Consider the following 24,048-nt stretch of genomic DNA (forward strand, 5'->3'; position numbering starts at 1 on the left):
AAGAAATGAGCAATCGTTCAACTAAGAACTACAGGGAGCCGGATAAGTGGGTAGTTGAAGGTGAACTTGCCATTAACGCTCCTGGCAAGATCACTAAAAATGGCCAGGAGATCGAGCTGGGTGGAACAAAAGCAGTTGATTGGAACAATGTTCAAGGGAAACCTTCGACATTTGCTCCGTCTTCTCATACACATCCCATTTCAGATATAACAAACCTGCAGACTACGCTAAACGGAAAACTAACAGCATCAAAAGTAGCAGCACAAGCTGAAAGTACCGCAACGGATGTAACAGGATTGAAAAATGATCTTAATGCCCTTCTGGCTAAACTTAAAGCTGCAGGGATTAGGAATTAATGGGGGTTTATCGCCCCCTCTCCGATAAGGAGGAGATCGCTTGATTATTACTGTAAATGAAGCAAAAAGATATCTGCGAATTGAAGAGGATTTCACTGAAGATAATGAGGATGTAGGAGCTCTTATTAGTGCAGCAGAAAAATATCTTAAAAATGCTGGATGTATGCTTAATCCAGATGATGAGATGGCCAAATTAGCTGTGAAAATGTTGACTATCCACTGGTATGAAAACCGAGAACCAATTGGGAAAGGAAATAAACTCGCTTTTGGTTTGCAGAGCTTGATCACACAGCTACAGCATTGTTATGAAGAGGGTGAGCCGTCAACATGAATCCAGGTAAATTTAGACACAGGATCATCTTTCAACAAATAAACCCAGGAGCTGTTGATGAAGAAGGCTTCCCTCTACCAGACGGTCAGTGGGCTGATGTGATGAAAGCCTGGGCTATGGCTAAGACGGTTAGCGGCCGTGAATATCACGAGGCATCTGCCACGCAAAATGAACGCACAACGCGGTGGATCATCCGATACCGAACAGGAATTTCAGAGGATATGCGGGTGAAATACCAAGGCAGAATTTTTGAGATCAAGGCGATTTTGCCGGATGATGAAGCCAGGAAGACCCTCACCATTGTTTGTAAGGAGGCGGTTCAATGAGCGCACAAGTTGATGGGCTTAATCAACTGCTAAGTGAAATTACCAGGATGGGCCAGCAGGCGGAAGGTCGAACAAAAGAGAAGGCGCTAAAAGCAGGAGGTAATTATTTGAAGGGTAAGCTAAAAGAAAACGTACCTGTGGTCACTGGGAATTGGCGCGATAACATCATTGTGTCTGACGTTAAAAATGACAAAGTTGATGTTGGTGCAGATCAGCAGGGGGACGCTTTTTACGGCTATTTTCATGAATTCGGAACATCGAAAATGGAAGCCCGTCCTGTATACGGTCCTACTCTAGAGAGTGAAAGAAGAACCATAAGAGATGAAATGGCTGACGAAATCAGAAGGAATTTAGGTTTATGAGCTTAAGCTCATTTATTATTAACACGCTTAAACCTATAGGTGTCCCTGTTCGGTTCCAAACTCTGCTTGAATCAGATGGGAATCCTCCAACTTATATCAAGTTTTTTGAGTACCATCAATCCGGTGCTTTACATGGGGATGATAAGGAATTGAACTCTTCCCATTCTATTCAAGTTGATATTTTTAGCATAGGAAACTATAGCAGTCTAGTGAAACAAGTAAAAGAATTGCTAACAGGAATAGGTTTCACGCGTACATTTGAAACCGAATTATACGAAACGGACACCAAACTGTATCACAAGGTGCTTCGTTTTCATTTTGTCCAATAAAGAAGGAGGAATAAGAAATGCCAACGATCGGACTTAGAGATTTGCATTTCGCTAAATTTAAAGATGATGGGACATACGAGACTCCTGTCAAGCTGTCTGAAGCTATTTCGGCAACAGTCACACCTAACTATACAGTTACCACGTTGTATGCGGATGACCGTGCTGTTAACGTTGCAAGTGCGCTTGGGGATATCGATGTTCAGATCAATCCAAAAGATTTACCGGCTGATGAATATGACCTGCTTATGGGCACATCCAAAAATACTGACGGGGTCATTGAGGATTCCGTGGATGACGTTGCTCCTTATGGAGCACTATTATTCCGATTGCCATTTGAACAAGGAGGCTTTCGCTACTACTGCTATTACAAAGGGAAATTCCAGCCACCTGCTTTGACCCACAATACAAGGGGCGGTAGCACAGAATTCCAAACACCAACGATTTCCGGCAAATTTATGCCCCGCGATGATGGGAAATGGCGTGCTCATTTAGATGCCCCTGGGAAAGTTGAGAATCCAATTGCCGACATTTGGTTTGATTCTGTTTACAAACCAACCCCACCTGCACCTGAAACTACACCATAAGTCTAATGTAGAGGCGGTTTCTCCGTCTCTTTTTACATTTTTAAAGGAGGAATACGCTTGAAAAAATTAACTCTACTGATTAACGGAGAAGAAAAAAACTTTACTATTCCATTTGTCAATGGCTTAGTGTGGAGAAAGTTCATTGAACTTCGCGGAAAAACAGAAAATCTTAGCGATTTAAAACCGGAAGAGTTGGACGAGTTTGCCGGACTTGTAGTGTTTGCGTTTGGCGATAAATTTAGCCTAGAGGAGTTTTATGCAGGCGTACCGTATGACCAAGTGATGAGTACAATCGACGGTCTTTTTGTACCAACCGAAGGTGATGCTGAGGGAAACGGAAAAAAGTAACGTTTTCGGAAATGCATAAGACGAATAAAAAACTTTATCGCGATCTTGTGAAACAAGGATGGTCACTTACGCAAATTGATGAATCGGACATCTTTTTTTTATTTGATCTTCTTTCCGAGGATGAAGAAGATGAAGTACTTGTTTACGCCGATCAAGTCTCGTGGTTATAAGGAGGTGACAAAATGGCAGAAGTCGGGGTACTACGTATTAGTCTCGGTTTAGAAGATATTGATTTTACTCGAGGCATGAAGAATGCAAATGCTCGTTTAAGAGCACTCGACAATGAATTCAGGGCAATAACAGCAGGATCTGCCCGATTTGATAATAGTTTAGAAGCACTTGGCCGACAATCAGGCGTTTTGACACGGTCGCTTGGCGTCCATCAACAAAAAGTTGAAGAGCTTCGACGTAGGTATGATGAGAGCAAACGAACGAAAGGTGAAGACGCGACAGAAACCATCCGTGCAGCATCTGCCTATAACCGCGCGCTTACTTCAATGCGCAGAATGGAACAGCGGTTAGAGGCTGTGAACCGGCAGATTAATGAGCAGTCGAACTCATTTCGTCGGCTTCGGACAAGTCTAAACGACACAGGAGAAAACATGCAGCGGGTTGGCGGGCGTATGCAGTCAACCGGCGCGGATATTTCGCAATCCTTCGGAATCGCTACAGCCGCAATTGGTGGAGGGCTAGCTATTGCAGCCAAAAGCGCTATGGATTTTGAATCTCAAATGTCATCTGTCAAATCTGTCATGGCTCCAGACGAAGCAAAAGAGTTTGGAGGAGAGCTTGAAAAGTTGGCCGTTACGATGGGCGCAAAAACCAAATACTCTGCTACTGAAGCTGCACAAGGTATTGAAGAGCTGATCAAAGCCGGCGTTCAGACAACCGACATCATTAACGGCGGGTTAGACGGCGCCCTATCTCTTGCAACAGCTGGTGAGCTTGAGCTTGCAGACGCTGCGGAAATAGCTTCTACTGCGCTAAATGCGTTTAAGGATGACAACTTATCTGTCATGCAAGCGGCTGACCTATTAGCTGGAGCAGCCAATGCTTCGGCTACGTCCGTTTCCGAGATGAAATTCGGGCTCTCAGCCGTCTCAGCTGTTGCAAGCGGGATAGGTTTAACATTTGAGGATACTACAGCTGCCCTTGCGGCGTTTTCACAGAACGGGTTAAAAGGTTCCGATGCAGGTACTTCACTTAAAACCATGTTACTGAATTTGTCCCCGTCGACTAAAGAAGCGACAAATCAAATGAGAGATTTAGGGCTTATTACCGAAAAAGGGAATAGCCTTTTTTATGATTCGGAAGGACACGTTAAGTCCTTAGCAGATATCTCTCAACTATTAAAAGACAAGTTGAAAAGTCTTACTGATGAGCAACGTCAGATGGCTTTAAAAACAATGTTCGGAACGGACGCTATTCGTGCGGCTAACATCCTTTACAAAGAAGGCGCGAATGGAATCAACAACATGGCTACGGCTATGGGAAAAGTGAAATCTGCCGACGTGGCAGCTGAAAAGCTTAATAACGTAAAAGGGCGATTGGAACAGCTGAAAGGATCCGTGGAAACTGCAGCGATCTCTCTTGGGAATGCTCTCCTCCCAACCCTCGATAAGGTGGTTGCCGGTGTCCAGGATGCAACGGATTGGTTTAACAGCCTGGACAAGGAGACACAGAATACTATCGCTACTACTGCTCTTGTTGCAACCGGGATTGCCGGCGTAACGGCCGCCCTTGGTGTCGGGCTAACCGTTGTTGGCGGGGCGATTTCCGGCTTTGGGGCTCTCACGGTAGCGTTGGGTGCGATGACAGGTCCGATGGGCTTAGTCGTAACCGGTCTTGGGCTGGCAACTGCGGCCGGTTTCGCTATTGCGGACTCGATGAATAAATCTAAAGAAGTAAACCTAGAGCATGCGGAATCAATGATCAAACAGCAGCATGAGCTGGAAGGATTGACCGGCAAATACGATGTTTTGAGAGAGAAAAATCAGCTTTCCAACGATGAGCTCCTCCGTTTTAAAGACATTCAGAGTGAGCTTAAATTTGCCAAATCAGCTGAAGAAATTAAAAGTCTAACTGATGAGGCGGACAGGCTCCGTGAAAAATCTGGATTGTCCAATGAAGAAATGAGCGAAATGCTCTCGTTGAATGATCAACTTATTGATAAGGTACCTGACGCTGCCACCGTCCTTTCTGACCACGGAAATTCGATTATTGGAAACAGAGACGCACTCGGTGAAGCTAACGAGAAACTAAGGGAAAATATTGCGCTCGAATTAGAGAACCAACGAATTAAAGCTGAGGCGAATTTGACCGAGAACATCCGGAATTACATCAATGCATTGGATGAATTACGTGAGAAAGAAGCAGAAAGAGACGAGGTCAGGCAGGCTCGAGATGAAACCGAAAAGCGTCTTGCAGATTTGAAAATCCAGGCTCAAAACGAGCTGAACGCCGGAAAGGATTTAGAAGCAGAAAAGACAATTGATGAAATTGCAAACGCAGAACTCCTTTTGAATCAACAAAATAATAAAATTTCTCTGCTTGCCGATGAGGTCGCTGAAAAACAAAACAGTGTGACGAAATCGGAAGAAGAAATCGGGAAGACCCAAGAGCTTTATGACAAGATGATTAATCTACATTTGGAGCAAGTGGGCATTAACGCGTCCGGTGCAGAAGGTATCGCCCAGCTAGATCAAGCTATAGAAAAAACTCAAAACCGAATCAATGAATTAAACAACGCCAAACGGGAACAGAGCGGATTAAATAAGGCCCAGCAGACGGAATTAAATAATTTAAGTAGCGCATTAGGCCTATACCAAAGTGCGAAGGGTGAAATTCGAAACATACAAGGCGAGCAACAGTCTGTGAACAGGAAGATTGACGAAGGGACCGGCAAGGCATCCAGCCTTACCGGTGAATTGGGTAAAGACGTAAATAAAAACGTAGACGTTGATGATAACGGAAAAGCAGATGATCTTAACGAAAAAGTCAGAAAATCCGTGAAGAAAAAAGTAACCCTCGCAGCGATTTGGGAAGGAGTAACGGCAGGAATGAGGGCAGCATTGCCTTTCTTTGCAAAAGGTACAAGGAATGCTCCTGGTGGACTTTCGGTTGTTGGAGAAGAGGGACCTGAATTGGTGCATCTACCTCAGGGAGCTAAGGTCATCCCGAATCCGGAAACAGAAGCGATCCTACGCAACTGGAACATTCCGATGCTTGCAAGCGGTGGTGTAACACTTTCGCCAGGAATGGCAATGGTCGGGGAAGAAGGTCCAGAAATGTTGGATTTGAGAGGAGCTGCGACATCTCCACTCCCATCTAGCCAGCCTTCGGAATCCGATGTTAAACAACCAGTCGTTATTCAAGTTGTCACTCCTGAAAAACGAGAGTTAGCCCGGTGGTTGTTGGATGATATTACAAAAATGCAAGATTTTAAAGAAATGCGCTTAAAAACATTTTAAGAGGGAGGTAAGACAAATGGGAAGTTTCACATTTAACGGGCAACGTCGTTCTTACCTCACTGTTTTACGTGGAAGGAAACGCCCTGGATGGGCACCAATTCGGAGAAATATTCTAACTGTTCCTGGGCTCTCGGGTGGATTAAATTCACTTCCAGATATAGAGCCAAGACCGTTAGATATTCCCGTTTTTATTGAAGCAGAGAATATGACGGATTTGCAATTATTGAAAGAAGATTTGGCAGATTGGCTGATAACCGATGATCCGGTAGAACTCATTTTTGATGATGAGCCAAACCGTATTTATTATGCTCAGGTAGACGGGAGTTTTGATTTAGATGAGTTAGTTTATTATGGAACAGGTGTCATTTCATTTATCTGCCCAGACCCCTATAAATATCGGACAGCAGAAGCGGTTGGCTACTACAATCAGGAGACCTTGCAAAGTGGAATCTTAATTGAAAACACTGGTACACTCCCAACGCCCCCTATGTTCGAGGTCGAACTAAAAGATAAGACCACTTATCTCGACATTATTGGCGAAAAGGATTATATGCGGATAGGGAAATCCGAATCAACAGAAGAAGCACCATATGAAAAATATCAAAAAGTGTGGGAATCAACTCCTACGATGACCGGGTGGGCATCTGCCTCATATGTACCGGACGGTGGTGTGAAAACAGGTACAATTAGCATTCAAAATGGCGATTTTGTTGCAACTGATTATGGAACGGGAAGTGCATGGCATGGTCCAGCTGTCATGCAATCCATCGGGTCGGTGCTATCCGATTACTATTTCCGAGTTTTCTTTAATGTGAGTTCGAATCATGGACAGATCACAAGATGCGAAGCTTATCTGCTTAATACATCTGGTCAGCCGATCGGAAAGCTTGTGGCACTAGTGAGGCATGCTTCCTCAGAAGTTGAAGTCGAGGTCAATATCAGAAGCGGTGGTAAATCAACCTATTTCGTCAACCAAAAATGGAAATTTCGCAGTTTCTTAGGATATATCGATATTGAAAAAGTGGGGACAAGATTTACAGCACATGTTGCACAGCAAAGAGTCGAAAACGGAGAAATTTTAACAAGTGAAAAATATGCGTTTACGTTTAATGACTTAAATAACGAATATCAAGAAGATTTAGCGGCAGTCGGGTTACACATTGGAGCGAACAATAAAAATACTCCCGGTAAAGCACGATTTCGGGGAGCAGAGGTATCTTCCGTCAATCAACAAGAAAATGGTGTCGAATATATCGGGGAATCCGGAGACACGTTTACTTTCGATCACAAAGCATCGAGAATTTTTAAAAATGGTGAACTGTTCATGCGAAAAGACTTTGGCGCTCGCTTTTTTGAATTGGCAAAAGGGATGAATACATTGGTTTTCAATCCGGCAGAGACCATCGATCACGTGAAAGTCAGGTGGAGGGATCGATTTAAATGATACATGTACTACATCATCAAACAGACAATCTCATCGGATGGGTCGATTTTGCCTTTGAGGACACACATTCTCGATCGCTCAATAACGAAACCCTCGATTTTATTGCTCCTACCGATGCTGACGATATGGATAAGATTCAAGGTCGTTCCCGCCTGCTAATTCCAGCCGAAGAAGGCGACTACAGGGAATTTATCGTTGATAAGATTTATGAAAGTCGCGTAAGCAAGCAAACAGAAATATATTCGATTGCTTCCTACACGGATTTGCAGAAGTCAAAAGTCATTGCTCCTGCAGAACGGGACGGACAAACGTTAGAAAGTGCAGCGGATTTTGTACTCGAAGGACTTGAATGGCAAGTAGGAATCGTCGAATATTCCGGCATCCGGAAATGGACGATAGAAAAGCATTTGAGCGCTTATGAGGCATTGAAAGCGATCGCCTCATTATTTGAATGTGAGCTCGTCTTTCGGGTGACAACGGATGGCGATAAAGTGACTGGCCGTTATGTTGATTTCTTGACAAAACAAGGAATGAATCGCGGGAAAGAAATCACATTTGGCAAAGATTTAATCGATATCAATAGAACCATTGATCCTAGCCGGGTGGTTACGGCTTTATTTTGTATCGGTCCAGAACGGGAGGACGGCACGCGGCTGACCGTCACAGTTACAAACAACGAAGCTTTTCAGAATTGGAACCGAAAAGGGCAGCACCTGATAGAAATTTATGAGCCTGAGTCCTACGATCAAAATATGACGATGGATCGATTAAAGCAGCTGGGAGAAACAGAGCTTAAAAAACGGATCGCCGCAGCTGTGAATTATGAGGTAGAAGGCGCATCCCTTGAACATATTTTAGGCTACGAACATGAGATAACTAGAATCGGTGATACAGCCAAAATTAAAGATGAATCCTTTGTGCCCGAAATGTACCTGGATTCAAGAGTAATCCAAATAGACCGATCTATTTTTGATGAGTCGAAAAAAGTCTACACCCTTGGTGAAGTGATTGAATATGAAAAAGAGGATGTCATGCGGCTGTGGAAAGATTTGCAGTCTCTTTATGCGACAAGGGTTATAAAAAGCCCGACTCCTCCGGCTGGGAAACCAACTATTATTTGGATTAAGACAGGTGGACCTGTTGATATTCCACACAGCTGGGACGGTAGTGGATGGATCCCATTTTCTCCTTTAAAAGCTGAGGATATCAATGCAGAAACACCGGTCGGCGCACAAGATAAGGCTGACTATGCGAGAGATCAGGCAAATCATTACACAGATTCACAGCTCAAAAACTATGTAGATGCCATCACATATAATCAAGATTTATCAGAAATCCAGAATCAAATAGACGGCAATATCACATCTTGGTTTTATGATTATGAGCCGTCATTGATGAACGTGCCAGCCAGTGGTTGGACAACCAACGATCAGAAAAATAATCATCTTGGTGACTTGTTTTACAATACATCAACAGGTTATTCCTATCGTTTTACGCTCGAGGGATCCAATTATCAATGGACTAGGCTCACGGATAATGATGTTACAAAAGCACTTTCGGATGCCTCTAAAGCACAGGATACAGCAGATTCAAAAAGGCGTGTATTTGTTAACCAGCCTATTCCTCCTTACGAGGTAGGGGATTTGTGGACACAAGGTAATTCTGGAGATATCATGCGTTGTCAAGCTGCAAAAGCAGCAAGGCAGCCGTTTTCTTCTGCTGACTGGTCGAAAGCATCTAAGTATACCGATGATTCTGGGGCAATTAAATATACCAATGATCAACTGGATCAAGTGGAAGAGACCATCGGACAAATCGAAAATGAAGTTTCACAACGTGAATTGTCCATCGTTAGGCATGATGTAGAGCCAACTGGTGGCGGCTTTGCTGTCGGGCAATTGTGGTTAAGAACAACCGATTTTACTTTTCACAGATGGACTGGTTCAGTGTGGGAGCAATTAACACCTAGTATTGGCTCTGTGGATGGCAAGGTCAATATCAATACGTACAATCAAAAAGTGCAAGAGATTACACAAGATATTGCCGCGAAAGCTGGGCTGGATTACGTCAACGGACAGCTTGTTTCTAAGGCTGATAAAGCTAACACCTACACCAAATTAGACGTGGACAGTGCTTTAAATAATAAGGTTTCCGTTACTTCGTATACAACGGATAAAAACGGCATTGTTCAGGAATTAAATGATCATTCTAGCCGGATTTATCAGAGTGAGAATGAGATTGCAACGAAGGTTAGTCAGAGTGAGTTTACCAATTTAACGATTGGCGGACGAAACTTATTGTTCGGCTCTGGAACTTTTTCGAGCAAAAGCGGATGGGGCGCTTTTACTTCTAATACTACTGTACAAGTTCGAGTTGATTCTAGCGCTCCTGGAAAGGTTCTTTACGGAGAAAACAACAACTCTGACGGACTCGTTGCTTTTCACCATCGAGGTCAGATGATTAATGTTGTCCCTGGAGAAGAATATTCTTTTTCCTCCAGCTTCAATACTAATCACACAGGAGAAATATATTTTGCTGTTAAGTTCACTGATTCAAGTAATAATGATATTGCCACCGCAGGTGATTTTGGAAAAATATCTGTAACATATGATAAATGGTATAGAATAAACGGTACGGTCCTTGTTCCTCAAAATACAGTTAAGATGTACTTGACTCTAAGGTACAAGAATACAACTGGAGTTTTCCCTAGTTCGCTCTCAATCTATCGGCCAAAATTGGAAAAAGGGAACCGTGCTACCGATTGGACCCCAGCACCCGAGGACACTGACGCTGCTATATCCGGTATTGATACTCGTCTTTCTTCTGCCGAAACGTTCCTCACGGAGACAGCTCAACAAATTCAGCTTAGGGCGACTAAAACAGAAGTTGAGTCTTCTATTAATTCAGTAAATCAGCGTATTAATAAAGCGAATGCTTCTATTACAGTAAACAGTAACGCGATTGCTTTGAAAGCTGATAAGACATATGTTGATAGTGTTGAAGGACGAGTCAGTCAGGCGGAATTAAGCCTATCTGTACAAGCTGGACAGATTACAAGTAAAGTATCTCAATCCGACTTCAATAATTTGAACAATAAAGTAACATTAAATTCTGACTCAACTAATTATTGCATAAATCCTTCATTCGAAGGAGGTTCTTCTGTCGGATGGAGTGGATTGAATTGGGTAGGAAATCCGAATAACGGGAACCCTACTACGTATGTTGGTGAGATTAAAAGGCGTGACATCAATTGCGGTGATTTCTTTCCAGTAAAATCAGGCGATAAGTTCTTTGTATCACTGGATTCCTGTGCTGTTATGGAGAACGGAAAATATGATATAGGGTTAGGCTTTTGGGGACAAAAAGCTGACGGAACTAATGTATGGGTACATTCAGCGTACCGTAAAGCTACTTCGACATGGGGCACCACTTCTGCCATAATTACTATACCTGACGGATGGGTTCGTGCTAAAGTTCAGGTATTACAAAACGGCTGGGATAACTTTGGGAGATGGAGATTTACAAATGTAAGAGTTTCTAAGATTGTTCCACAAAGTCAGGTAGATGGATTAGATTCTCGATTATCGACTTCTGAATCTTTGATCAATCAATTATCGAACGAGGTCGATATCCGCGTCAAACAAGTGGACTATGACATTGACATGAACGATCTCACCAGTCGGATGAGCAGTGCGGAATCAAGCTTAACCGTTCAAGCCGGACAGATTGCCGCACGAGTAGAGAAAAATGGGGTCATATCCGCAATAAATGTTTCACCGGAAAACGTTATGATTAAATCAAACAAATTGCTTATTGGAGATTTTACAAATTTAGCTGCTGGTTCGGATTTTGAAGACACTAATGCTATTCCATGGGGCTTGGCATCAGGATACACAATCGATTCGTACGACAAACACTCCGGCAGCAAGTCATTAAAAATATCTCGGGGAACAGGAAATAAAGGAGTTAGATTATTAGGAACACAAAAAGTGAATTCTGGCGAAAAATTTTATGTGGAATATTGGTTTAAATGTACTTCGGATTGGAATGGAACAGAGGATAACTCTAAATTAAGATTTGGAAACAAATCAAATGTTTTAATAGCGGCTGTTGCTTATGGATATAGCACAACATGGGTGAAAAGGACAGGCGTCATTACCGTAAATGAGACAACAGACTTAATTATTGATTTAAATTCCAATAACACGGTTGGTTCAGCATGGATAGACGATATTATAATCAGGCGGATGACAAATACTGAATTAATCGTCAACGGTTCTATTACAACTGATGCACTAGCTACAGATGCCGTGACAGCAGATAAGATAAACGTCAGTTCCTTATCAGCGATTACAGCTAATTTGGGAACGGTCAATGCCGGAACTTTAAATGCAGTAACATTGAATGGGGCAACAGGAACTTTCTCAGGAAAACTTACTGCAGGACTAGTAGACATAGAATATGGAGCTATTTTATGGCGTGGTGATCCTTATACTATTGGTCAAATCACTTATTACGAAGGTGTAATAGACTATAGTGCTGCAGGGCACGATTTTCATGGTTGGATGAATCTTAATGGGTCTCCAGTTCACACCGAAAGAACAATACGGTCAGGACGTTATACGGTATATGGCACAAACGGGATTAACCGAATGAGACGAACTGTATCCCATGGATTAGGTTTTGTTCCTCGAGTTAGTTGTACTGCAAGCTGGCAGTCAGGATGTGTATCCATAAACAATATAAATTTAGTTTATACCGAGAATGTCAACGCAAGCACATTCGATATTGTGGTCGCTGGGAATCGAACCTTCAGCGGTTCAGAATATATCTACGTTGACATTATGGTGATGAAATAGGGAGGAAAATAATAATGGCTCAAAAAAGTACAGTTGATTTTATGATGGAAGATTTGCAAGAACAAATATCAAAGTTAAGCTATGAAAAAGCACTGTTCAAAGGTATGGCCACAAATAAGGAATTTGAAAACACTGAAGCGTGAGTTGGAAACACTGAAAAACGAATATGAAGAGTTGAAAAAGAAATTGGAAGGTTTAACAACTGCAGAGATTATTAATGAACCACAAAGCGCTGAATAAGGGCTTTTTTATTTTGTCTAAAATCAAAGGAGGAATCAACGATGGATGTAACTATAAAACTGTTCGATAATAACGAAATCAAAGATTCATTTGAAAATTACTCTGTTCAAGCCCTTGCTGACATGTTAAATGATCAAAAAAAGGTCGTGGTTGTGATCGGCAGTTCTGTCGTGCAGCGGCAACAAGTCGCTAGAGTCGTACCTGAACGTGAGGCACCAGGAAATGTTGAAGTGCGGCTGACTGATGGGACTACTATTACAGCGCAAGTGGACAACTATATTCCACAAGAAATTGCGGATTTGTTAAATGATAACTCAAAGAGTATGAGTGCACTTGGAGATATTGTTCTACAGCGTTACTCGGTGATGAGGATTACACCGAAGTCCGAGCCTGTGGAATAGGCATAATCATTTCAGAAAAAATTTTCTACTTTTTTAATGAGAAAATTTATATTTCTATGTAATAGTCCAAAAGAAGGACAATTCCTTTTTCTGACGAATATAGACAGAAAAGGAGATGGTGATATGTCTATTTATGATGATGAAATACCAAGGGATCTTGAAGTAAACAAGGTATATACATCATTACAAATCAGGGATTTCTTGACGAAAAATGACAACATATTAATCATAACAGAGGATTCATGGTCAAGCTCTGATCAAAAATATAAAGTCGTAAGTAGAAGTGAAGATTTTGTTCATAAAAGGTCTAACGAATTTAGACATATAGTTCCAAACAGAAAATCAAGAATTTACAAGATTAAGAGAACATATTAGGTAATAAAGTGGGTGATACCTTTCCTGAACTAATCCTGCACAGCATTAGTCAGCAGTAACGAGGTTCATTTAATTGAGATAAAGCTATACGGATATGGAAATAGTTATGTGTACTACCATTATATAGTAAACAATGGGAGTTGGGGGTATGCTTTATGTCAAACGATCCTAAAAGAAAGATTCCAAATCAAATACAAAGAGAAGTAAGACAAAGATGTGGCTTTGGTTGTATTATGTGTGGACTTCCAATTTATGATTATGAGCATATGAAAGAGTGGGCAAAGGTAAAGGAACATGTCGCAGAGGATATTACTCTCCTGTGTCCTCAACACCATAGAGAAAAAACAGCAGGGCGTTTACCAATAGAATTGATTCAAAAACATAATAAAAATCCATTTAATTTACGTAATGGAAAGAGTAGTTATACGCCTTTATACTATCAAGGAGATTCATGTGAATTCATTATTGGAGGAAATACTTTTAAAATGGATTCCCAAGAGTTTCCAAACCAAATGATACCGATAATGATAGATGAAATTCCTTTATTTAGTTTTATCCTTGACAAAGGACATTTATTGCTAAGTGCTCTAGTATTCGATCAGTTTAATAATCTCATTTTAGTGATCTCTGAGAATCGCTTAATGTATAGTACTGATCCATGGGATATTCAATTTGTTGGAAAGACCTTGACCATAAGAGAAAAATTCCGGAAAATTTTATTAAATATTACTTTTGATTCACCTAATAAGGTGATAATAGACAAAGCTCGATTACTTTATAATGGAATAGAACTTTTAATAAAGGGAGATAGATTACTTGTTGGCGATGAAAATCAAAGACTTAGTAGAAATATATTTAGGAATTTACAATGTGGTATTATGATAGGAAGAGAGCCCCAAATTCCAATTGGTACTGGAATTTACTTAGGTAATATAAACAGATATACACGTAACAGTATAGAATTAAAAAGGTTAGCTGCTGAAATTTTGGAATAAGTAGATATTAACCATTCTAGTACTCTTAATAGAGTGTTTTTTCTATATACAAAAGAGGTGATACCATGCCAGAACTCACATTACACGCCTTAAACGGCAGCATCGAACCGTTGACAGACTTTGAAGAAGTCAAACGAAAACGAACCACAGAGGGCGAATTCTCGCTCTCTTTTTTTATTACTCGAACGGAGAAGAATGCAACACAATTCGACCAGCTAGCAAGTCGGCTTAGGCAGTGTGGATGACGTCAAGCAGGCGACAAAGGATGAGTTTCAGCAAGCATACTGCCAATCAGGTTGCGCATTGGACACAGGAGCAAAGAGACGCGTTAGAGCTAAGATTAGTCAGTATCGAGCAAAGGTTAACTGCATTAGAAAGTGGTTCGTGATAGATGTACCTAAAGAATGCCATAACAAAAAAATATGTGAGAATTTAACAATAAGCTTTAAAATAGATGTTATTTAACCGATAAAAGAAGAGGTGAAAATTATATAGGAGAATGATGTATGAGAAAAATATTTTATTTGCTCCCCGCGGTTTGGTTGCTTATTTTAACGGGATGTGGTTTTACCACTAAGAACCTTGATCAGGTAATTACTGATATTTCAAATGATGAGACATTGAAAAGATTTATTGTTTCAATAGACTATGGTTTTAAAGAACTACCCGAAAAAGGTAATGAATCCACTTATCATGAATATGATTTAAATGGAACTCTTGTGGATAAATTTGACGATCTTTCTAAAAAAGAGCAGTATCAATTTTTGGCTTCTGTAGTGAAAGTAGTACAGAAAAACGGAATCCCAAACGGAATCTCATATGAAGACGGTGATTTTTTTTGTGGTGAAAAAAACACATGTTTTATTAACCTTATTGAATTAACTACATCCAAGCATAAATATGGTGTTGAATATTCTTCTGACAGTTCTCTAGATCTATTATATGTAGATGATGAAATTGTATATGACGATAGCGCCAAAGATGGAAAATATATAGATCCTACAGCAGAGGAAGAGGAAGTTGAGGTAGAAGAAGAGGAAAAATGGAATTTGGAGACTGCTGATGGAACTGACTGGGTTGGCTATGATGATGATACGAAATATTCTATAGTTAATGAAATATTAACGAATGTTAGTAATGGTGGGCAAACTGTAGACTTTGATATTGAGTGGTTTATTGAAGCTTTAGATGAATATTATGGTGATGGTAACGATCCTACTAGTTCAGACAAAATAATAGAAGTTATAGCTATTACTGGCGTTGCTGGCGGACTCATTAAGGATGAATAGGGTAAAAAAACAAATAATTAAAAATTAAGGGCTCATTGAGTCCTTTTTATTTTACCTTTAATAATTTAATAAGGAGGTGGATCGAAAACGGGGGCACTACCAAACAAACATTGAAAGGGCGGAGAAAAAATGAAACACAACACAGATACATTATGGGTTGCGATTACAGGCGGTGGAGTTTCTTCCATCGCTTATTTACTTGGGGGCATTGATAATTTGTTGATCGCGTTCGTGATTTTAATGACTTTGGATTATTTAACAGGCGTTTCGGCTGCATTATATGACAAAAAAGTTTCCTCTAAGAGTGCATTTCGCGGCTTGATGAAAAAAGGGGCTATGTTTTCCTTGGTCATTGTGGCTACGCAGCTGGATATTATCTTGGGCAACGAAGGAAAGTTTGTCAGGTATGCTATACTCATGTTTCTGATTGGTACAGAAGGTATTAGCTTGATCGAAAACCTTGGTCGATTGGATATAAAGGTCCCAAAAATCCTTTCTGATCGGTTTAGCCAGCTGAAAGATGATCATAAGGAAAAAAAGAAAGATGATATTGCAAAATGAGCGCCTTTAATTAGGCGTTCTTTTCATTACAATTATAAAAGGAGTGTTTTTTATGTCATTTATTAACGAGATCGCACCACATGCGAAACGAATTTATAAAGAAGACGGCATCCTGGCATCTATCATTATTGCTCAAGCAATTCATGAGTCAAATTGGGGAAAATCAGGTCTTGCTCAGCGCGGAAAAAACCTTTTCGGTATTAAAGGAGCATATAATGGCTCAAGTGTCAAGATGCCGACGACAGAATTTAAAAACGGTAATCCCTATCGAGTGAATGCCGCCTTTCGGAAATATCCGTCTTGGTACGAATCATTGAAGGATCTGGCGACACTGTACAATAACGGGGTCTCTTGGGACAGGAATAAATATAAAAAGGTCATCGGCGAGACCAATTATGTTCATGCAGCAGCAGCCATCCAAGCAGCTGGGTACGCGACTGACCCGAAATATGCGGAGAAGCTGATCAAAACGATTGAGGCCAACGACCTCACGAAATACGACAAAGGTTCAGTCGATAAAGCTGAGGATAACAGCTCTATCAAGCGGGCATCTGTAGAAAAGACACCTTATTCACCGAAAGTCAGTGTCTATATAGTTGAAAGAGGCGATACCCTAAGTGGAATTGCCAAACGCTTCAAAACGTCTGTGAAGGCTCTGCAAAGCTTAAATAACATCACGAATCCGAACCTCATTCATCCTGGTCTAGAGTTGAAGGTTTCTGGAACAGTCAGCAAGCTAATGGCAAAAAAGGAATACTACACCATTAAGGCTGGCGACAATTTGACGAAGATCGCCAAGAAATACAGCACTTCCGTTCAAAGATTGCAGTCTTTAAACAACATCAAGAATCCAAATGTTATTATTGCTGGAAAGAAGATCAGGGTAAAATAGGTTATATAAAAATGTGTCTAACAAAGAATAATTTATTAAAAAATCCTCCAAAATATAGTTTTTTAAAAACAAAATAAAATATAATCAAAAAGATTAAAAAACAACGGAGGTAATGGCGTGTTAGTAATGATAGTAATGTTTGTGTTGTTTCTTGTTTTAGCTTTAGTTGTATTTCAATATTTAACTTCTTTATTTAAAATTTTTCCAAAGGTTAGTAAGGTTATAGAATTAGGTGGATATTTTCTATTATTGGTATCAGTTGCATGGGCTCTTATTACAAATTCTTTTGGGGATACACAGAATTATATCACAGACGAAAAACTAAATATTTTATGGCAATTTGAAGGTGATAAACTAAGATACCTTGAAGATCAAGATTTTGATAAATTGTTAGAGGAACATAACCAACTAGTATCTAACTGGCATTATTTATTTACCGGTACAGAATATGCTCTTTATCAAGAATCTTTAGCAAAGCAAATAAGTTACTGGTTGGTTGCGGGGTCTACAATTTTTATAGCAGTTGGAAGATGGGGAGAGATATTAAATAAAAAAGTAAATGAAAATAACAATAAAATACCATCAAACAGAAAACGAAGAAGACATATGCGTAAGTTAAATAAAAAAAGGTTCCCTTCCTGATATTAAAAAGCCCTTCCGGTTGGAGGGGCTATAATTATTTAGGATACTTTTTTATCTTCAATTTCCTTGAGGTCTAATAAATTTTGCACTTCAGCAAATTTATCAAATATTAATTTTTCTTTATTGTTTATTAGTAATATCTGTTTTACAAGTTGATTTTCATTATTAAAAAAGTATTTATCAATTGCTTTGATGCCATAAGGGAGTACAGTGGTTACTTGTAATATATCAAAACCATTAACCTTATCGATTCGATAATCATTTCCACTTTCAAAAGCTTTATTAGTAATTTCTCTTAGCGTTGGTCCATTATACATTAGTAAGTCTGCCGCTCTTTCTAGTATACTTTTCATTTAGTTTCTGCTCCTTTAATTTTATCTTCGAGTTTTTTTGTCATACTGGGTAACAGTTTGCGTGCTTCTTCAAAATCGTAAGTTTCCCATTCATCGATCCCACGTTTTAATTTTTGTTTTAGATTAAAATTTATGTACTTAATGACATAAGCTTCATTTGTATTAGCTGATTTATAGATATTGCTAGTTGATTTTTCTGGAAGTTCATTACCTCCCAATTCAATTGGAGAAGATTCAAATAATTGCACTATAATATTTGTAATATGTTCATGGTGAGCAACACGGACTTCTTCACGTATTAACTCCTCGCGCAAAGCTTCACGTTTTGTATTAATTTCACCTTCTAGTTTGCGTTTTTGAAGTTTTTTATATTCTTCAATACTCTCGTCGGAAATTCCTGCTTGTTTCATTTTGTTTGTTTCTTCTTCTAAAAGACGTTCTCTGTCTTGAAGAATTTTCTTTAATGATTCGCTATACTTTAGATCTGATCCGTCACCTAAAAAATCACGCGTAGTTCTTATTATCTCGCCTGTTGTGCTTACCTCTCCGATATCACGGGATTGAAAATAACCATCTTCTACTTCTCTACCAATGATTCGTCTTATCGATGCCTTTTTTTGCTGACCAGTGTAATAGTCCCATAAATCTTCTAAATCTAATTCCTTATGATAAATAACATGAGCTATATTATCAATTTCATCAATTACTCCGTCTCCCGGAATTTTTCTTAAAGCTCGACCGATAAATTGCGCATATGGCGGAAGAGTTCTAAAAGGACGAAAAATTGCAGCAATGCTTATGTTTGGATGATCAAATCCCTCTCCTAACATATTTACATTGACTAGAACATCTAGTTGTCCCTTTTTATAATTTATTATTGCTTTTTCAGACTCATCAGGTCGATCACTAGTAACATAGTCGGCAGTATAACCAGCTTCTTCATAAAGCTCCTTAATTTGTTCTGCGTGCTCTATACTACAAGCAACTGCAATTATTTGATGGTGGGCTTTGCCCATCCTTCTTTTTTCCTCTAAAGCCTTTATACTCATTTCAACAATGGTATTACTACACTCTCTAGAATAAGCTACCGTTCTTGTAACCCATGTCTTATCCATTATTTCAAGTGCTTTTTCTTTATCAATTTGATTACCATCTACAATAAAGGACAGTTTTTCGTTTGTATAGTCCTCAGCAAATACATTTTTTATATAGCCATTGTTAATAGCATCTGCCATTGAATAATTATATATAATATCTCCTTTTAAAGCTTTTTCATCTGATCTAAATGGGGTAGCAGTTAACTTTAATATTTTCTTAGCTTTAAAATGCTCAAGTGTTTTCAACCAAGAATCAGCTGCAGAATGATGTGCTTCATCAATAATTATCATGTCAAAAAAATCATCATCAAGAATATTTACTAAGGCTTTCTTTGAGTTAGAACTGTATACCTTATGTATATTTGCAATTACAATGTCAGCGTTATTCATGTAGGATATTACTCTTTTCTTATCTCCATTTGTTGAATAACCTGCATATCTATAAACATTTGGCAATTTTTCATCATCTATTATCACATTTCGTTCTGTCCAAAAATTAAATTGAGTACGGGTATCAAAATCATCAGAAATTCCTTCCCTGATGATTAAACTAGGCGTTATTACTAGTACTTTGCCATTACTTATTTCAAATGGTGCAATCCCAATTAATCCTGTTTTTCCTGTACCAGTTGGTAACACTATAATTTTGTGTGTGTAGTAATCATTTTGAAACGACTCTTTAAGTTTTTTGTGAGCTACTCGTTGCGGTTTTCTTAAAGAAAGATTTGATTCGATAAATGTAGAAGTTGATTTAAAATAAGCATCTTTAGTCATAATTGTCCCCCGTTATAAAAGTCAAAAATTATCAGTTTGTTGTATCAAGATTTTCTACATAAATCTTCAAATTCCTCTAATTTTTTTCATTTTATCTTTTCCGCCTCAAAAAATAAACCCATCTTCCGTATATACAATCCACTTATTCTTTTCTTTGTCCCATTTAATCCTTTTTTGCACAATCAAGCTCTTTACGATCTACCGTAGCTCTTTTTCATTCCGACCAGTTTTGGTTTGAATTACTGGCTGGTGAGATAAGGTCTTATTGAAGATGATTCGAAAGACTTTACGTTCAATGTCATTCACTTCACACATCTCCTTTTTGTATATAGGAACGTATGTTCCTATTTCAAGAAAGAAAGACCACCGGTATTATGAGGATCTTTTAAATTTGAAATGTGGTTAATAATGATTCGTTTCCGTTGAAATCCATACTTACTTTCAAGAAATGAATTGAGCTGGCGGCTAAGGAACCTTAAGTGTTTTTTATAAGCTTTCAAATTTATGTATTTCCAATTCTTGAGGATAAGTACCCATTCGAACTCATTTCCCATTTGAACCTCTAAATAGTGACCTTCAATTGTTTCTCCTTTTACATGGTATGAAATTTTAAATACTTTACTGCTCTTATCTTTTGCTGTAGGAGTTAAGTCAACAATGGTCATCCTTCTTTTCATAAATATCATCCTCTCCAAATTTATGATGCTTATTCTAAGCTTTAAGGAGAAGGACATAAAAACGGCAAAATCGTATTTTGAGAGAGATAAAAGAGACTAAAATGACATTTTCCTCTAAGCAAAAACACGATTTTCAATCAAACTTATATAAGAAATCTTAATTTGCCTTTATTATTTAGGTTCAGTTAAAGAATCTTATTGATTTTGTTGTTAGACTACGGAGCGGGATAGTAAATTCGTGAAGCTCTACAGTGTTTTACAATAAAATTACAGTGCAAAACGTTGGTATTTGGAAGGTTTATGAGAGTATTACTTTATTCCAAACATACTATTTATTGTAAATCAATTTTTACTATGATACGCTTTTAATATAGATAATTCATAATATTTTTTCGAAGGATCATAAAGTATTGATATGCTTTAGGGAGTTTCTATGTCATAATCAGTCTTATGTTACGTATTAAATTCTCTAACTTTTTGATAGGAGTGTTTAATAATTAAAAAGAATATCTTCTTTTTTATGTTGGGTCTGTTAACTTACTTTGTCATCTCTGTTATTATTCAACTTTTTAGTTGAGTTGTCTTTCTCTAAATCTATAAAATAACTACTTTTGAGTTGCGGCTCACGTATAACTTATTTATCCGTATTATGCGTCCTCGATCCCCTTGAGGAATCATGTTAATGTATGACCGTCCAGTGGTCCTGCACAGGTGGTCTTTTTTGAATCCTTTATTTTGTTTTTGGAAAAATTACTTTTTGAAACAATATAAAGGGGAGATTAAATATTATGTGATCCACAAAACGAGTTTTTTAATGGAGAATACATACTTTTGAAGAAGTGTACATTATATAATTTTGGATAATTCGAATTGAAAATTATTCTATAAATTCCAATTAATAGTTGAATATCCTATATTTTCTGTTAATATATTAAGAGAGACAGAAATTTGAAAGGATGTTTAAATTAAATGAAAAAATTTTTAAAGGTAGCTATTGTTTTTGCAATTGTATTTAGTCTTTTTAACACTTCTATGATTGGAGAGTCAAAAAAAGCTGAAGCGTGTTATCCTGCTTATAAATGTATGTCTAATACTTCTCTCCCAGATAGTTATAAACTTTATTATCAAAATCCTGATAGAAGGCCTGGTTCATTTGCAGGAGGAGTAGTAGTTGGTGGTCTTGGATTTTTTGGAGGTACTATTGGAGCGGTTGCTGCGTTTTTAGGAGGAACTGCATATTCTTATAGAGAAATCTTTTATGGTAATATGTCATTTAAACAATATATTAAAAGGAGCCCTGTAAAGGGTAAGAAGTTTAGAATTAAAACTGTATATTATGAGTTCACTAATTACAGAGGAAATACCACGACTAAAGTAAGGGATGAAAATTAACTTATATTGAATTATGGAAAAAGGGGGGATCAAACTGTATAGAGGATTAAATATATTGTTTACTTTAATCTATATAGGTTGTTTTATATTTGGCTTAAGTTCATCTAATAAAAATTTGGGTTTCGTGGTTATTTTGATAAGTGCTATTGTTCTTTCCATAGCTTCAATTGTTAATTATTATTTCAATCATCCTAAAAGGAAAAATAAGAATAGTTAAGAAAAGTAGGTTTTAATTGCCTACTTTTTTTGGTTTCTTACGGAGTGGGTAAATGACACATTCTTTTAGATATTTGGATGTGAAATCCGAAGAAGATTTGTCGATTTCGATTGAGTAGTTACAGCCCCTTTGGTATTGAAGCTAGAGGGGTTCTTTAGTGCCGTTTTTTGGCACGTATTGGTCAGTTTTTTCATGCCAAAAATGTGAAAAACATGGTAAAATAAGCCTAGCCTTTCCATATAAGATTCTCCCCGGGGAGAGGTTGTGTTCCACCTTATGCGCGCTTACTGGAATCCAATCGTACAAGTCCTCTACTATGGCAGTTGAGGATACGTGCAGCAAAATCCGCATTGTTAAAACCCATCTTCGTTCGCCGCTGATCCAACGGGATACTGTGGTTTTTGACACATGCGGCGTGAGAATTCTGCTGGGCTCATTTGAAGAGATTTGAGTATTTCTGATAAGCGGCAGCTTCCTTTCCGGAGTGCTATGCGTACCTCCTATGTTTTAAGCTGTCTAAATTGTATAACCGCTTAACGAATTTAGAAAGGGGATCAATTACTTGAAAGTTGAGATCGACAAAATATATTGCTGTGGGCAGTCAATGATTCCAAGAAGCGTTTATGATGTAGAGACAAAAAAGTTATCCGTTTTCCTTGAGTGTTTGAAGTGCATGAAAGCAGTTAATGTAGGTGAAGATTCGTTGATGTAGATAAAATGAAAAAGACAGTAATGGTACACACGCTTAAAGGCAGCTATCTGATAATCCGATTAGCTGCCTTTTTACACAAGAAAATTTTTTACACATATTTTACACTAGATAAGATTAATACCATGATAAATCAACGCTTTTCCCGTATTCTCGACCCCGACCACCGGTATCGAAAATCCTTTAGAATCAAGACTTCAACGAATATGTTGAGGTCTTTTTTCTTTGCTCTTAATACGTCAAAAAACAATCCAAAAAATGATTTAAATGATCAATTACGTTTTGCATACATACCTCTCCCATTGTTTAAAGATAAACTTATTAGTTCCTTTATTTTAAAAAACACTGATTATAGGTTCACTTTAATTGCCTGCTTCCACCATTAATATAATGGAAAATATGTTAAAATAGAGGAAGTGAAGTGTAAGCTGTAAATAAAACTTATTTACGAAAGTAGTGAAAGAATTGTTTTTAATAAATGGAAGCATAATTATCGTGTTTGGAATTATATGTTATATCAATTTGGCAAGTATTTTAATCGGGGTTAATTACAAATATCAAAAACCAGCTTGGATGAAGGAAGTTTAAATTCCTCTTTGTTTTATACATACTTATGGTTGTTTCAGTGACATTATTTCCACTGGCATTATGGATTGATTATAATATAGAACATATTAAATATTGCTTAAATCTTATACCGCTTGTATCAATTTTAAAAGATTTTGGTCAAATAGGTAAAGCCTACGATGGTGATATAATATTTATGATTGAAATCTTAATAAAAAATGTAGGTGGAAACATTTTATTGTTTATCCCTTTAGGTTTTTTAGTACCAATCTTATCGAAAAAATATAAGCATTTTAAGTCTACTTTATTACTTGGTTTTCTTGTGTCACTTTGTATTGGATACTTTATTTTTAAAATCATGTCTAGAATAACGGATAAATTTCAGATTAAATTTTTACATGCAATCTTGAAGGATAATAATAATCAGTCGATAAATAGGACAAATTAATCTCCAAAGA

At 38.2% G+C, this 24,048-nt stretch carries 23 protein-coding genes and 1 pseudogene; 21 read left to right on the top strand and 3 right to left on the bottom strand.

The window, feature by feature from the left end; translation table 11 throughout:
* Positions 1-5: 5 nt before the first annotated feature.
* The 19 genes and pseudogenes from JOC74_RS24440 to JOC74_RS19525 all read left to right on the top strand — a co-directional run bounded on the left by JOC74_RS24440 (position 6) and on the right by JOC74_RS19525 (position 17,804).
* Complete coding sequence (locus JOC74_RS24440) at positions 6-356, top strand: hypothetical protein (protein ID WP_211086306.1); 351 nt, start codon at positions 6-8, stop codon at positions 354-356.
* Between the two features lie 40 nt (positions 357-396).
* Complete coding sequence (locus JOC74_RS19450; RefSeq protein ID WP_211086274.1) at positions 397-687, top strand: head-tail connector protein; 291 nt, start codon at positions 397-399, stop codon at positions 685-687.
* On the top strand, positions 684-1,013 hold the full coding sequence (locus JOC74_RS19455) for a phage head closure protein (RefSeq protein ID WP_211086275.1): 330 nt from the start codon (positions 684-686) through the stop codon (positions 1,011-1,013). The genes JOC74_RS19450 and JOC74_RS19455 overlap by 4 nt, the downstream gene beginning before the upstream one ends.
* A complete protein-coding gene (locus tag JOC74_RS19460) occupies positions 1,010-1,375 on the top strand; it encodes an HK97-gp10 family putative phage morphogenesis protein (protein ID WP_211086276.1) in 366 nt (121 codons plus the stop codon). Before JOC74_RS19455 ends, JOC74_RS19460 begins: the two co-directional genes overlap by 4 nt.
* Positions 1,372-1,704, top strand: coding sequence for a hypothetical protein (locus JOC74_RS19465; RefSeq protein ID WP_211086277.1), 333 nt, complete (start codon positions 1,372-1,374; stop codon positions 1,702-1,704). Before JOC74_RS19460 ends, JOC74_RS19465 begins: the two co-directional genes overlap by 4 nt.
* 17 nt (positions 1,705-1,721) lie before the next feature.
* Complete coding sequence (locus tag JOC74_RS19470) at positions 1,722-2,288, top strand: major tail protein (RefSeq protein WP_211086278.1); 567 nt, start codon at positions 1,722-1,724, stop codon at positions 2,286-2,288.
* Positions 2,289-2,345: 57 nt separating this feature from the next.
* Positions 2,346-2,636: a phage tail assembly chaperone G gene (gene gpG, locus JOC74_RS19475; protein WP_211086279.1), complete on the top strand. Its 291-nt coding sequence runs from the start codon at positions 2,346-2,348 to the stop codon at positions 2,634-2,636.
* 182 nt (positions 2,637-2,818) lie between these two features.
* Positions 2,819-6,106 (top strand): phage tail tape measure protein, encoded by a 3,288-nt coding sequence (locus JOC74_RS19480; RefSeq protein WP_211086280.1) that lies wholly within the window; start codon positions 2,819-2,821, stop codon positions 6,104-6,106.
* A 16-nt stretch (positions 6,107-6,122) separates the two neighbouring features.
* Positions 6,123-7,550: a distal tail protein Dit gene (locus JOC74_RS19485; protein ID WP_211086281.1), complete on the top strand. Its 1,428-nt coding sequence runs from the start codon at positions 6,123-6,125 to the stop codon at positions 7,548-7,550.
* Positions 7,547-12,409 (top strand): phage tail spike protein, encoded by a 4,863-nt coding sequence (locus JOC74_RS19490; protein WP_211086282.1) that lies wholly within the window; start codon positions 7,547-7,549, stop codon positions 12,407-12,409. The genes JOC74_RS19485 and JOC74_RS19490 overlap by 4 nt, the downstream gene beginning before the upstream one ends.
* A gap of 14 nt (positions 12,410-12,423) precedes the next feature.
* Positions 12,424-12,552 (top strand): hypothetical protein, encoded by a 129-nt coding sequence (locus tag JOC74_RS24020; RefSeq protein WP_280882914.1) that lies wholly within the window; start codon positions 12,424-12,426, stop codon positions 12,550-12,552.
* A gap of 138 nt (positions 12,553-12,690) precedes the next feature.
* A complete protein-coding gene (locus JOC74_RS19495; RefSeq protein ID WP_211086283.1) occupies positions 12,691-13,050 on the top strand; it encodes a hypothetical protein in 360 nt (119 codons plus the stop codon).
* Positions 13,051-13,580: 530 nt separating this feature from the next.
* Positions 13,581-14,420, top strand: coding sequence for an HNH endonuclease signature motif containing protein (locus tag JOC74_RS19500; protein WP_211086284.1), 840 nt, complete (start codon positions 13,581-13,583; stop codon positions 14,418-14,420).
* Positions 14,421-14,485: 65 nt separating this feature from the next.
* Positions 14,486-14,665: a hypothetical protein gene (locus JOC74_RS19505; RefSeq protein WP_211086285.1), complete on the top strand. Its 180-nt coding sequence runs from the start codon at positions 14,486-14,488 to the stop codon at positions 14,663-14,665.
* Between the two features lie 20 nt (positions 14,666-14,685).
* Positions 14,686-14,808 carry a hypothetical protein gene (locus JOC74_RS24025; protein WP_280882917.1) on the top strand — a complete coding sequence of 41 codons (123 nt, stop codon included), beginning with the start codon at positions 14,686-14,688 and terminating at the stop codon, positions 14,806-14,808.
* A 118-nt stretch (positions 14,809-14,926) separates the two neighbouring features.
* Entirely contained in the window at positions 14,927-15,709 is a 783-nt protein-coding gene (locus JOC74_RS19510; protein WP_211086286.1) for a hypothetical protein, read from the top strand.
* A gap of 129 nt (positions 15,710-15,838) precedes the next feature.
* Positions 15,839-16,270, top strand: a complete 432-nt coding sequence (locus JOC74_RS19515; RefSeq protein ID WP_211086287.1) for a phage holin family protein — start codon at positions 15,839-15,841, stop codon at positions 16,268-16,270.
* A gap of 52 nt (positions 16,271-16,322) precedes the next feature.
* Positions 16,323-16,787 (top strand): annotated as a pseudogene (locus JOC74_RS24445) (glycoside hydrolase family 73 protein); the annotation flags it as partial.
* A 492-nt stretch (positions 16,788-17,279) separates the two neighbouring features.
* Positions 17,280-17,804: a hypothetical protein gene (locus tag JOC74_RS19525; RefSeq protein WP_211086289.1), complete on the top strand. Its 525-nt coding sequence runs from the start codon at positions 17,280-17,282 to the stop codon at positions 17,802-17,804.
* Between the two features lie 38 nt (positions 17,805-17,842).
* Here the strand turns inward: JOC74_RS19525 and JOC74_RS19530 are convergent, their stop codons facing one another.
* The 3 genes from JOC74_RS19530 to JOC74_RS19540 all read right to left on the bottom strand — a co-directional run bounded on the left by JOC74_RS19530 (position 17,843) and on the right by JOC74_RS19540 (position 20,705).
* Complete coding sequence (locus JOC74_RS19530; RefSeq protein ID WP_211086290.1) at positions 17,843-18,157, bottom strand: hypothetical protein; 315 nt, start codon at positions 18,155-18,157, stop codon at positions 17,843-17,845.
* Positions 18,154-20,028, bottom strand: coding sequence for a DEAD/DEAH box helicase (locus JOC74_RS19535; RefSeq protein WP_211086291.1), 1,875 nt, complete (start codon positions 20,026-20,028; stop codon positions 18,154-18,156). The genes JOC74_RS19530 and JOC74_RS19535 overlap by 4 nt, the downstream gene beginning before the upstream one ends.
* Before the next feature lie 344 nt (positions 20,029-20,372).
* A complete protein-coding gene (locus JOC74_RS19540) occupies positions 20,373-20,705 on the bottom strand; it encodes a hypothetical protein (RefSeq protein ID WP_211086292.1) in 333 nt (110 codons plus the stop codon).
* A gap of 969 nt (positions 20,706-21,674) precedes the next feature.
* On the opposite strand from JOC74_RS19540, the gene JOC74_RS19545 reads away from it, so the two are divergent.
* Positions 21,675-22,097, top strand: coding sequence for a hypothetical protein (locus tag JOC74_RS19545; protein WP_053602193.1), 423 nt, complete (start codon positions 21,675-21,677; stop codon positions 22,095-22,097).
* A 1,533-nt stretch (positions 22,098-23,630) separates the two neighbouring features.
* Positions 23,631-24,038 (top strand): VanZ family protein, encoded by a 408-nt coding sequence (locus tag JOC74_RS19550; protein WP_225970366.1) that lies wholly within the window; start codon positions 23,631-23,633, stop codon positions 24,036-24,038.
* Positions 24,039-24,048 lie beyond the last annotated feature (10 nt).

It is taken from the genome of Bacillus capparidis, assembly GCF_017832095.1.
GTDB classification, from domain to species: Bacteria; Bacillota; Bacilli; order Bacillales; family Bacillaceae; genus Bacillus; species Bacillus gobiensis.

Bases quoted from the DNA above. Each gene is read 5' to 3' on its own strand.
- JOC74_RS24440 (WP_211086306.1), top strand. From the start codon at position 6: ATGAGCAATCGTTCAACTAAGAACTACAGGGAGCCGGATAAGTGGGTA.
- JOC74_RS19455 (WP_211086275.1), top strand. From the start codon at position 684: ATGAATCCAGGTAAATTTAGACACAGGATCATCTTTCAACAAATAAAC.
- JOC74_RS19460 (WP_211086276.1), top strand. From the start codon at position 1,010: ATGAGCGCACAAGTTGATGGGCTTAATCAACTGCTAAGTGAAATTACC.
- JOC74_RS19465 (WP_211086277.1), top strand. From the start codon at position 1,372: ATGAGCTTAAGCTCATTTATTATTAACACGCTTAAACCTATAGGTGTC.
- JOC74_RS19470 (WP_211086278.1), top strand. From the start codon at position 1,722: ATGCCAACGATCGGACTTAGAGATTTGCATTTCGCTAAATTTAAAGAT.
- JOC74_RS19480 (WP_211086280.1), top strand. From the start codon at position 2,819: ATGGCAGAAGTCGGGGTACTACGTATTAGTCTCGGTTTAGAAGATATT.
- JOC74_RS19485 (WP_211086281.1), top strand. From the start codon at position 6,123: ATGGGAAGTTTCACATTTAACGGGCAACGTCGTTCTTACCTCACTGTT.
- JOC74_RS19490 (WP_211086282.1), top strand. From the start codon at position 7,547: ATGATACATGTACTACATCATCAAACAGACAATCTCATCGGATGGGTC.
- JOC74_RS24020 (WP_280882914.1), top strand. From the start codon at position 12,424: ATGGCTCAAAAAAGTACAGTTGATTTTATGATGGAAGATTTGCAAGAA.
- JOC74_RS19495 (WP_211086283.1), top strand. From the start codon at position 12,691: ATGGATGTAACTATAAAACTGTTCGATAATAACGAAATCAAAGATTCA.
- JOC74_RS19500 (WP_211086284.1), top strand. From the start codon at position 13,581: ATGTCAAACGATCCTAAAAGAAAGATTCCAAATCAAATACAAAGAGAA.
- JOC74_RS19505 (WP_211086285.1), top strand. From the start codon at position 14,486: ATGCCAGAACTCACATTACACGCCTTAAACGGCAGCATCGAACCGTTG.
- JOC74_RS24025 (WP_280882917.1), top strand. From the start codon at position 14,686: ATGAGTTTCAGCAAGCATACTGCCAATCAGGTTGCGCATTGGACACAG.
- JOC74_RS19510 (WP_211086286.1), top strand. From the start codon at position 14,927: ATGAGAAAAATATTTTATTTGCTCCCCGCGGTTTGGTTGCTTATTTTA.
- JOC74_RS19515 (WP_211086287.1), top strand. From the start codon at position 15,839: ATGAAACACAACACAGATACATTATGGGTTGCGATTACAGGCGGTGGA.
- JOC74_RS19530 (WP_211086290.1), bottom strand. From the start codon at position 18,157: ATGAAAAGTATACTAGAAAGAGCGGCAGACTTACTAATGTATAATGGA.
- JOC74_RS19535 (WP_211086291.1), bottom strand. From the start codon at position 20,028: ATGACTAAAGATGCTTATTTTAAATCAACTTCTACATTTATCGAATCA.
- JOC74_RS19540 (WP_211086292.1), bottom strand. From the start codon at position 20,705: ATGAAAAGAAGGATGACCATTGTTGACTTAACTCCTACAGCAAAAGAT.
- JOC74_RS19545 (WP_053602193.1), top strand. From the start codon at position 21,675: ATGAAAAAATTTTTAAAGGTAGCTATTGTTTTTGCAATTGTATTTAGT.